Here is a 9,100-nt window from a genome sequence, read left to right on the forward strand (position 1 = left end):
AATCGTAGTGACGCCATCGGGTAAGGCGCTAGGTGCAGATATCAGCGGAATAGACCTGGCAAATCCGGTCGACGATCACTCACTTCGCCGGATCATCGAGGCCTGGCACGATCACCTCGTCCTACGCTTCCGCAGCCAGGACATTTCTGAAGCGGCGTTCGTGCGCTTCGGGAAAGTATCTGGGTGAGCTCGACCTGCCCTTCTCGAGCGCGCAAGGCAACCCACGCCGCCCGGACCTGCCGAAAATGGCCGTGATGTCGAACATCGTCGAGAACGGCGGCTTCATCGACCCTATGCGCGTCACTCCGGCACGGGCGGCAGCACCTTTCCGTGCCACTCGTGAAAATAGCGGTAATCGACCGCGCGGTTGAGCCCATAGCGCATCGCCTCGATGCCGTACGCATCCTCCGCGTCGATATTCTCGAGGTTCACTTCCATGCCGAACTCTGCAATGAGCCACTTCGCGATTTCGAAGCGGTCTGCACCCGGGCCGCATTCGACGATGCGCTTCTCCTTGCCCACCGCTCGCATGAGCTCGTGCAGGGTTTTCGTCCCATTCCGGATCACCAGCGCCACATCGCTTTTCTCCAGCACCACCATGTGCGCACCTGCGTCGAGATCGCGCTTCGCCATATCCGCCGCCTCCTTCGCGTCGAGCGGCTGGACCGGGAACTTCTTCCCGAACTCGGTGAAGACGGTCAATCCCGCCTTGATCCCGCGCCTGATCGAATTGATGCGGTCGCGCGGCGTCTGCCCGATCGCATCTTCGCTCACCTCCACGCCGCCGAAGCCAAGCTCCGCAACGCGCTCCATGAACTCCGGGATTTTGCCCTGCACCGCGGCGACTTCGTACGGTATTCCACCAGCAGCGTCTCGATTCCCGCCTCCTTGTAGATCGCGTTCTTCTTCTGGATCAGCTCGCCGGGCAGCCGCCACATGAGGCCCACATGGTCGGGCAACTTCATATGATCCACGAGGTCGCCGAGGGGCTCGACGTAGCTGCTAGCTTGCGCCAGCGACTGGGCCCTGTCGCTGACGACCGTAACGCCGGTTTTCCGGGGCTTGCTGCTGCGCTCGGGGCGTGCGAGAAACGGAAACGCAGACGCGCTTTTATGCGGATATCCTCTTTTCGTGTACGGATCACGTTGCAGCGTCGGATTTGTCGTGTAGCGCCGCCGCAGGGCCGCAGCGGCTTGATGGCGTGGGGTTTACTGCTTGGCCAGTCCGAGCTCGCTCAGCATGCTGAATATCGCTTTGTATTCTGCCGTGAGGTACTGCCTCGTGGCGCCGCTGTCGAGGAAGGCGCTGACCCAGAAGTTGTCGTCGACTTCCTTCACCCACATCGGAGAGGCGACGACGCGCGACATCATCTGCTCCCAGTAGGCGATGGATGATGGCAGCAAACCCCTGCGGCCTTGCGCTCGGCGAGCTTTTCCGGCCCACCCAGCGCGAGGGCTTTCTGCCTGCGCTCTTCCAGTTCCTGCAAGAGCTCTTCCAATGGCATGGCGCTAAAGTCCTATTGATCGATGCGGTAGCGTTTGAGCTTCGCCTGATCGAGCGTGAGCCCGATCCCGGGGCCTTCGGGCAGATGCAGCAGCCCGTCCTTGATGAGGAGCTCCTGCTCCGCAACATGGTCTTTCGCATCGAGAAAGCTGCTGATCTCGTGCGCGTGGACGGCTTCATAAGTGCACGCGAAGTGGCCGCCCGAAGCCGTGCCGATATGCATGTCGGCCTGAGTGCCGTTGTGCACCGGCGTATAGTACGCGCGGGCGAGTGCCAGAATCTGTCGCGACTGCGTGTAGCCGGTGCGCGCGCATTTGATGACCACCGCGCGAATTGCGCCGAGCTTCAACTGGTCCAGCACGTCGTCAGGCGTCATGCACGAGTCATCGCCGGAGATCGGCACACGCGTACGTTCGGCAGCAAAGCGCTTGCCGGCCGAGTCGCGAGCCGGTATCGGCTCCTCGATGAGCGCGATGCCGAGTTCCTCGAAGCAGGCTCCCGTCTCCAGCAAGTCCTGCGAGCTGTAGCCCTGATTGCAATCGATCGCGATTTCGACGTTGTCGCCCACGAGCTTGCGCAAGGCGTGCAGTATCTGTACGTCTTTCTTGCGGTCGACGCCGCATTTCACTTTGAATGCGCGGAAGCCGTAGCGCTCGATTTGCTGCTCCGCTTCGGCGAGCATGTGATTTTCATCGGCCAGGCTCAACCGCCAGTTGACCGGAAGGGGTTTCACGGTGCCGCCGAGAAGCTGCGCGCACGAGATGCCGAGCGCTTTGGCCTGCGCATCGTACAGCGCCATGTCGATGCCGGCTTTGACCGTCGGGTTCCACGCGATCCCTTCCAAAGCGCTCCAGACGCCGGCGATATCGAAAGCGTTGACACCCTCGAGGCGAGGCGCGAAGTGTTTGCGGATGGCCGCAACGATGGATTCCTGCGTCTCACCATAGATGGTCGGGCGCGGCGGCGCGTCGGCGATGCCTTGCGTGCCGTCCGACAGCGTCACGACGATGACGACATTGTCGATCGTGTGAATTTCACCACGCGCCCATTTGATCGGGCGCAGCAGTGGAATGGCGACCGGAATCGCTTCGATGCCGCGAACCGACAGATCGCGATAGCGCATGTACGGGCTTACATCTGGTTTCATGGCGGCGCCTTTAAAGCTGAACGTTGAGATCGCGCACGAGCTTGCCCCACTTGGCCAGGCCTTCGCGTATCGATTTCGCGAGGTCCTCGGGCGTGCCGCCGACCGGCTCGCTGCCATCGGCCACGAAAGCCGCTTTGACGTCGGGCTCCGACAAAATGCGGTTCACCTCGCGGTTCCGTTTCATGATGATTGGCTTCGGCGGGCCGGCCGGTGCGAGCAGGGCGAACCAGCTTACCGCGGCGTAGCCCGGAAGACCTGATTCGGCGACCGTCGAGATATTCGGCACAACCGGCGAGCGCTTGTTATCGGTGACCGCGATCGCGCGCAGCCGCCCGCTTTTCACGTGGGGCATGGCGGTGGGAAAAGGCGACATCATGACCTGGATCTGCCCGCCGATGAGATCGGTGACGGCCGGTCCCGTGCCTTTGTAGGGCACGTGTGTCATCTCGATTTTCTCCATCGTCTTGAACAGCTCGCCGAAGAGATGGTTCCACACGCCGTTGCCTGCCGAACCGTAATTAAACTTGCCCGGATTGGCGCGCGCATAGGCGATGAGCTCTTGCACGTTTTGGGCCGGGATCGCGGGATTGACGACCATGAGACCGGGCGGCGTCGACACGAGAATGACCGGCGCGAGATCCTTCACCGGATCGTACGGAAGCTTCTTGTAAAGGGCGGGACCGACCAGGATATTGCCGAAGGAAGCGAGGACGACGGTATAGCCGTCCGGTGGCGCTTTTGCAGCCCTGTCGACGCCGAGCGTGCCGCCAGCGCCGCCGCGATTATCGACCACCACCTGCTGACCCCACGCTTCAGAGAGTTTCTGCGCGATCAGCCGCCCCTGCACATCGGTGTTGCCGCCGGGCGCAAAAGGCACGATAAGCCGCACCGGCCGCGTCGGATAGTCGCCCCCCGAGCTTGCCGAGCGCGTCTGCGCCGCGGCGGCGCTGCTCGCGACGAGCAGCGCGATCGCTGCAACCTTTAACCACCTGCTTTGCATGGTTCTCTCCTCGTGGTTTTGCTTCGGCTGGGCGTTCACGCCACGGCAACTTCCCGATAAAAATCCTGCTCTGTCCATTGCGTCGTGACGCGGCTCTCCCTGAAGTCCGGATGGGCGAGCACGGCGCGATGGAAAGGCAGCGTCGAATGCACGCCTTCGATTCTGAAAGCGTCGAGCGCGTTCGCCATTCGGCCTATCGCCGCGCCCCGGTCCTCTCCATGCACGATGAGCTTCGCCAGCATGGAGTCGTAGAACGGGGGAACGACGTAGCCGCTATAACAATGCGTGTCCACGCGAATCCCGCTTCCCGAGGGCGCCTGCCACTCGGTAATCCTTCCCGGGGACGGCATGAAGTTGCGTTCAGGCGCTTCGGCATTGATACGACACTCGATGGAATGCCCCTGCAAGCGCACATCTTGCGTAACCGTAAGGGGTTCGCCCCCCGCGATCCGGATCTGCTCCGCTACAAGGTCGATGCCGGTCACCATCTCGGTCACCGGGTGCTCCACCTGGATGCGGGTGTTCATCTCCAGAAAATAAAACTCCATCGAATCCAGATCGAGTATGAACTCGACCGTGCCCGCGTTCACGTAGCTCACATGACGCGCCAGGCGCAGCGCGGCGTCGGCCATCCGTGCGCGAAGCGCGGGATCGACCACGGGAGAAGGCGACTCTTCGATCAGCTTCTGGTGCCGTCGCTGCACTGAGCAGTCTCTTTCGCCGAGATGGATGAGATTGCCATGCTCGTCACCCAGCACTTGAATTTCGACATGTCTCGCCCGTTCGACATAGCGCTCCATGTATAGCGTCGGGTCATTGAACGCCGCGCGCGCCTCCGCGCTCGCGCCGGTAAACGCGCCGTCGATTTCATCCGCAGAGCGGACGATCCGCATGCCGCGACCGCCGCCGCCCGCGCTCGCCTTGAGAAGAAACGGGTAACGTATTTCGCAGGCATGGCGACGCACCGCATCGGAGTCACGCACGTCGTCCGTTCCGGGCACGACCGGAACATTCAGCTTCTTCGCCGTCTCGCGTGCCGTCAATTTGTCGCCCATCCCGGAAATCGCGCTCGCCGGCGGACCCACGAATATCAACCCGTGCTCGACACACAGCTTCGCGAAAGCCGCTTTCTCCGCAGGAAAACCATAACCGGGATGAATGGCCTGACAGCCGGTGCCCTTTGCTGCGGTGACAATGGCATCCATGTTCAGGTAACTCGTGGCAGCCGGCGCCGGCCCGATGCAGATGGCCCGGTCGGCCAGTTGGGCGGCCAGTGTATGGCGGTCTGCTTCGGAGACGCCGACGACGGTCTCGATGCCGAGCTTCCGGCATGCTTTGACGATGCGAACCGCTATCTCGCTCCGATTCGCAATGAACAGTCGCGTGATGGGACGCTTCATCCTTTTTTTGGTGTCCTGGGCTGTCAGGAGGCTTCTTTTCGGATGAGTATCAAGGGCTGGCCGTATTCGACCAGGGCCCCGTTCTCGACAAGTATGCTTTCCACCGCTCCGCCCACTCCGGCTTTCACTGAGTTGAACAATTTCATCACTTCCACCAGGCAAACCGTATCATCGGGTGCAACCTTGTCGCCCTGCTCGACAAACGGCTTCTCACCGGGAGAGGCCGACCGGTAGAACGAACCGAGCATCGGTGCAGTGACCGCCGTGACACCTTCGGGTAGTTCTTCTACAGGAACAGGCGCAGCCGGTGCGGCGGCTTCCCGATTGAATTCTCTGCGGGACTGCGCATCCTTTCTGTTTTGAGGACGCGGCTCCTGCGAGATCTCCGATGAAGTACCGCGCCGGCGTAAGTGTAGCTTCAGATCACCGAACTCAAGGCGCACTTCGTCGCAATCGGACTCCTCCACGATCGCCAATATTTTTTGAACGTCTTCGTGCGTCAGGCTCATAGCCGCTTACGTCGCATGTGGGTAGATGACGTGCTGCTCAGGCTGCCGTATTGATCTCGATCCGCAGATCGGGCCGCTCGATGTAGACGTGGCGGTACTTGCGCTGGTGCGCGAGCTCGCGCAACAAGCGAACCACCGGCTTTTCAAATGAATAATCGGTGCGTGTGGGGCCCGCCGCAAGCATGTCGTCGACTTGTGCACCCGCGTACATGTAACGCAGCAGACGTTCGTCATCACTGGCCTGTGGATATTGGCGCCGCAGCGCGGAAACACCGGGCTGCGGAGAGCTGGGCGTAAGAGCGATCTTCGACGATCCGCCACTGACAATGCGATCGAGCACGTTCGGGTCCACCGGGGCGAGAAGCCTGCCGAAATAGCCCAGCGCGTATTTCTTGACTTCGTCGGGCACGGTGCGATAACGCTCGCCTTGCACGACGTTGAGCACGGCCTGCGTTCCGACGAGCTGCGAGAACGGCGTTACCATGACCGGCCAGCCCAATTCCGCGCGCACTCGCGCACATTCGGTGAGGACCTCCTGCAGCTTGTGTCCGAGGCCTGCCTGCTCGAGCTGTGCGCGCATGTTGGAAAGCATGCCGCCGGGGATCTGGTGCTGGTAGTGGAATGCGTCGTATTCGGCCGGCGCGCCGAGCGGCTTGCCCTCCTGCTCCGCCACCTGGTGGAAGTGCGCGCTGATATCGGCGATCAGGACATCGTCGAGATTGACTTCGTAGCCATCGGCGCGAAGGTTACGCGCAACGGTCTGCACTGCGGGCTGCGCCGCCCCGTTCGCGAGCGGGGCGATGCACGTGTGCAACTGATCCGCGCCGAGTCGGGCGGCCTCCAGGTAGAGCAGCGGCGCGAGCCCGGTAAGCGCATGAGAGTGGAACTCCAGCGGAATCGTGCCGCAAACCTCTTTGAGCGCCGGCACGAGTGTCCGCACCCGATCCAGCGTGAGCAATCCGCTCGCATCCTTGAGCATGATCGCGTCGACGCCCGCGCGTGCGATGAGCTCCCTGGTTTTGTCCACGTACATCGCATCGGTATGCACCGGGCTTATGCTGAACACCACCGCTCCGATCGCCCGGGCACCGAGTTTTTTCACGAGGCGCAGACTCTCCACGATGTTGTCCATGTCGTTCAGCGCGTCGAAAGCGCGAACGCTGCGAATACCGTTGGCGATGAGCCGTTCGATCCAGAGCGCGTTGATGTCGTCCGGCAGCATATCGAAGGAGAGCACGCTCTTGCTGCGCAAGTTCGCCTGCAGCGGCGTACGCGTTACGCGTTCCCGCATGAGACGGATTCGTTCCCACGGGTTCTCCTTCAAGTGACGGATGGCGACGTCGAACTGCACGCCGCTCATGAGGTCGATCACCTCGAAGCCGGCCTGGTCCAGCTTTTCCGCGATCGGCAGCATCATCGCGGTCGTCATGCGCGTAGCCCACAGGCATTGATGACCGTCGCGAAGGGTCGTATCCATGAAGCGGATTTCGCGCAGGGGTGGGGCCTTGTCGGATATCACGCTCACCTCCCCGGAGCCTAATCTGCCGCACGGCGCACTTCGCCGCCGGTCATGAGAAACACGTCGCCGCTGATCCAGCGCGCGTGCGCTCCGCACAGGTAGCGCACGAGCTCGGCTACTTCTTCCGGCGTCCCGGCCCGGCCGAGAGGAACGCTCGAGAGCCGCTTTTCCCAGCGCCCGCCTTCCCGCAGCATGTCGACGCGCGCGGTGTCCAGAATACCGGGTGCGATGACGTTGGCCGTGATGCCGTGCGACCCAAGCTCGGCCGCAAGCACCGCGTTCAAGGCGTGTATCGCCGCCTTCGACGCACAGTACGCCGAGAAATTCGCCTGTGCCTTGAGCGCCGCAGCCGAGGAGATGCTGACGATGGTCCCGCCCGCGCCTTGCTGGATCATCTGCTGCGCAGCGTACTTGCAGCACAGCATGGTGCCGTTCAGGTTGACGTCGACGATGCGTCGCCACACGTCGTCATCGAGCTCCTGCAAGGGCACGCGGTCGTCGCCGCGCGCAAACGTTGCGTTGTTCACCAGGATGTCGATGCGTCCGAGCTTTGCGGCCGTTTCAGTAACCATTTGCCGAACTGCGGCCGACGACGTCACATCGACCGCCATCGCCAACGCACGCACGCCGAGCGCCTCGACTTCCCCGGCCACGTCGGTTGCGCCGCGCCAGTTGCTCTCGCGCTCGTCGACGGGCATGTCCTGCACCGGCTTAAGGCCGCTGCCGGTCACGACAACATCGGCACCGGCGCGCGCGAGGCATAGCGCGATGGCTCGCCCCAGTCCGCGCTTGCGCGTGGCACCGGTCACGATTGCGACTTTCCCGTGGAGCTCCAGGTCTGGCACGCGCTCTTTCTCCAAGGTTGTACTGCGGTGATCCTGCGGCTGTATCGCACGCACGGCCGCCTGCGGCCGCAGCGGCTACTCCGGTTGCAGATTGGCCTGACGCGCGATCTTCGTCCACTTGACGACGTCGTTCCTGAGCACGGCCGCAAGCTCCTCGGACGTGCTTCCGACCGGCTCGGCGCCGAGGGCCGCAAGCTGCTCGCGCATGCTCCGATCGTTGATCGCGACCACGACTTCGCGCTGCACGCGGCGGACGATGTCAGGCGGCGTCGCGGCGGGCGCGAACATCGCGGACCACGAGCCCAGCTCGAATCCTGTCAGGCCGGATTCCGAAATCGTCGGAATGTCCGGCATCAGCGTCGAGCGCTTGGCCGAACCGATGCCCAGCGCGCGCAGCCGCTTGTCCCGGATGTAAGGCGTGGCTGCCGCGGTCGATTCCCACGACATTGTGATGTTCCCGGCGAGGAGGTCGATCGTTGCGGGCGCCAATCCCTTGTACGGCACGTGAACGGCCTTGATCCCGGCCATCTGATTGAACAGTTCGAAGCCGAGGTGCGATGAGCCCCCGGTGCCGGAGGAACCATAGGTGAGTTGCCCAGGCCGCGTCTTGGCGAGCGCGATGAGCGCCTTGACGTTCTTGACGGGGAGCGACGGGTGGACGAGCAGAACGAACGGCGCATCCGCAACCAGAGAAATCGGCGCGAAATCCTTGATCGAGTCGTAAGGCAGTTTCTTGAACATGACCGGATTGGTCGCATGCGTGGTGGTGGTGCCCATCAGCAACGTATACCCGTCGGGCACTGCGCGCGCGGCGAGCTCGCAGCCGATGATGCCGGTCGCCCCCGCGCGATTGTCCACGACGAAGGTCTGGCCCATGTTCTCGCCCAGCTTGCGGGCCACCAGACGGGTGGTGATGTCGGCGACGCCCCCGGCGGGCCATGGCACGATGAAGCGGATGGGCTTCGCCGGATAGTTTTGCGCGACTACGGCAGAGCTCATGCCTGCCGCCATGCAGACCAGGCCGCACGAGCGCAGCAGCAACGCACGCACTGATGTCTTTTCCACACGCTTCATGACGTGCTCCTTCTTCACCTCACACGGCTTTCGCTCACCGCTTACGATCAATAACTCGTCGGCCAGTTGCGCAGCCGATGCTCGCCGACGCCTTTCTTCATTC

Annotated in this window: 11 protein-coding genes; 1 reads left to right on the top strand and 10 read right to left on the bottom strand. The window is 62.7% G+C overall.

What is annotated here, in order from left to right; all coding sequences use genetic code 11:
* The first annotated feature begins 1 nt into the window (after position 1).
* A complete protein-coding gene (locus GEV05_29100; GenBank protein MPZ47348.1) occupies positions 2-187 on the top strand; it encodes a hypothetical protein in 186 nt (61 codons plus the stop codon).
* A gap of 113 nt (positions 188-300) precedes the next feature.
* Here the strand turns inward: GEV05_29100 and GEV05_29105 are convergent, their stop codons facing one another.
* The 10 genes from GEV05_29105 to GEV05_29150 form a co-directional block, all read right to left on the bottom strand.
* Positions 301-936, bottom strand: a complete 636-nt coding sequence (locus tag GEV05_29105; protein ID MPZ47349.1) for a hypothetical protein — start codon at positions 934-936, stop codon at positions 301-303.
* The gene (locus GEV05_29110; protein ID MPZ47350.1) at positions 771-1,181 is read right to left on the bottom strand and encodes a hypothetical protein; all 411 of its coding nucleotides are present in this window, start codon (positions 1,179-1,181) and stop codon (positions 771-773) included. Before GEV05_29110 ends, GEV05_29105 begins: the two co-directional genes overlap by 166 nt.
* Before the next feature lie 27 nt (positions 1,182-1,208).
* Positions 1,209-1,403 (bottom strand): hypothetical protein, encoded by a 195-nt coding sequence (locus GEV05_29115; GenBank protein ID MPZ47351.1) that lies wholly within the window; start codon positions 1,401-1,403, stop codon positions 1,209-1,211.
* 113 nt (positions 1,404-1,516) lie between these two features.
* A complete protein-coding gene (locus tag GEV05_29120; protein MPZ47352.1) occupies positions 1,517-2,767 on the bottom strand; it encodes an enolase in 1,251 nt (416 codons plus the stop codon).
* Entirely contained in the window at positions 2,661-3,650 is a 990-nt protein-coding gene (locus GEV05_29125; GenBank protein MPZ47353.1) for a tripartite tricarboxylate transporter substrate binding protein, read from the bottom strand. Before GEV05_29125 ends, GEV05_29120 begins: the two co-directional genes overlap by 107 nt.
* Positions 3,651-3,685: 35 nt before the next feature.
* Positions 3,686-5,050, bottom strand: a complete 1,365-nt coding sequence (accC, locus tag GEV05_29130) for an acetyl-CoA carboxylase biotin carboxylase subunit (protein ID MPZ47354.1) — start codon at positions 5,048-5,050, stop codon at positions 3,686-3,688.
* 23 nt (positions 5,051-5,073) lie between these two features.
* Positions 5,074-5,559, bottom strand: a complete 486-nt coding sequence (gene accB, locus GEV05_29135) for an acetyl-CoA carboxylase biotin carboxyl carrier protein (GenBank protein MPZ47355.1) — start codon at positions 5,557-5,559, stop codon at positions 5,074-5,076.
* A 37-nt stretch (positions 5,560-5,596) separates the two neighbouring features.
* Positions 5,597-7,036 carry a pyruvate carboxylase subunit B gene (locus tag GEV05_29140; protein MPZ47356.1) on the bottom strand — a complete coding sequence of 480 codons (1,440 nt, stop codon included), beginning with the start codon at positions 7,034-7,036 and terminating at the stop codon, positions 5,597-5,599.
* A gap of 59 nt (positions 7,037-7,095) precedes the next feature.
* Positions 7,096-7,995: an SDR family oxidoreductase gene (locus tag GEV05_29145; GenBank protein MPZ47357.1), complete on the bottom strand. Its 900-nt coding sequence runs from the start codon at positions 7,993-7,995 to the stop codon at positions 7,096-7,098.
* Positions 7,996-7,998: 3 nt separating this feature from the next.
* Positions 7,999-8,934 (bottom strand): tripartite tricarboxylate transporter substrate binding protein, encoded by a 936-nt coding sequence (locus GEV05_29150; protein ID MPZ47358.1) that lies wholly within the window; start codon positions 8,932-8,934, stop codon positions 7,999-8,001.
* Positions 8,935-9,100: the final 166 nt, after the last annotated feature.

The organism is Betaproteobacteria bacterium (assembly GCA_009377585.1).
GTDB lineage: Bacteria > Pseudomonadota > Gammaproteobacteria > Burkholderiales > WYBJ01 > WYBJ01.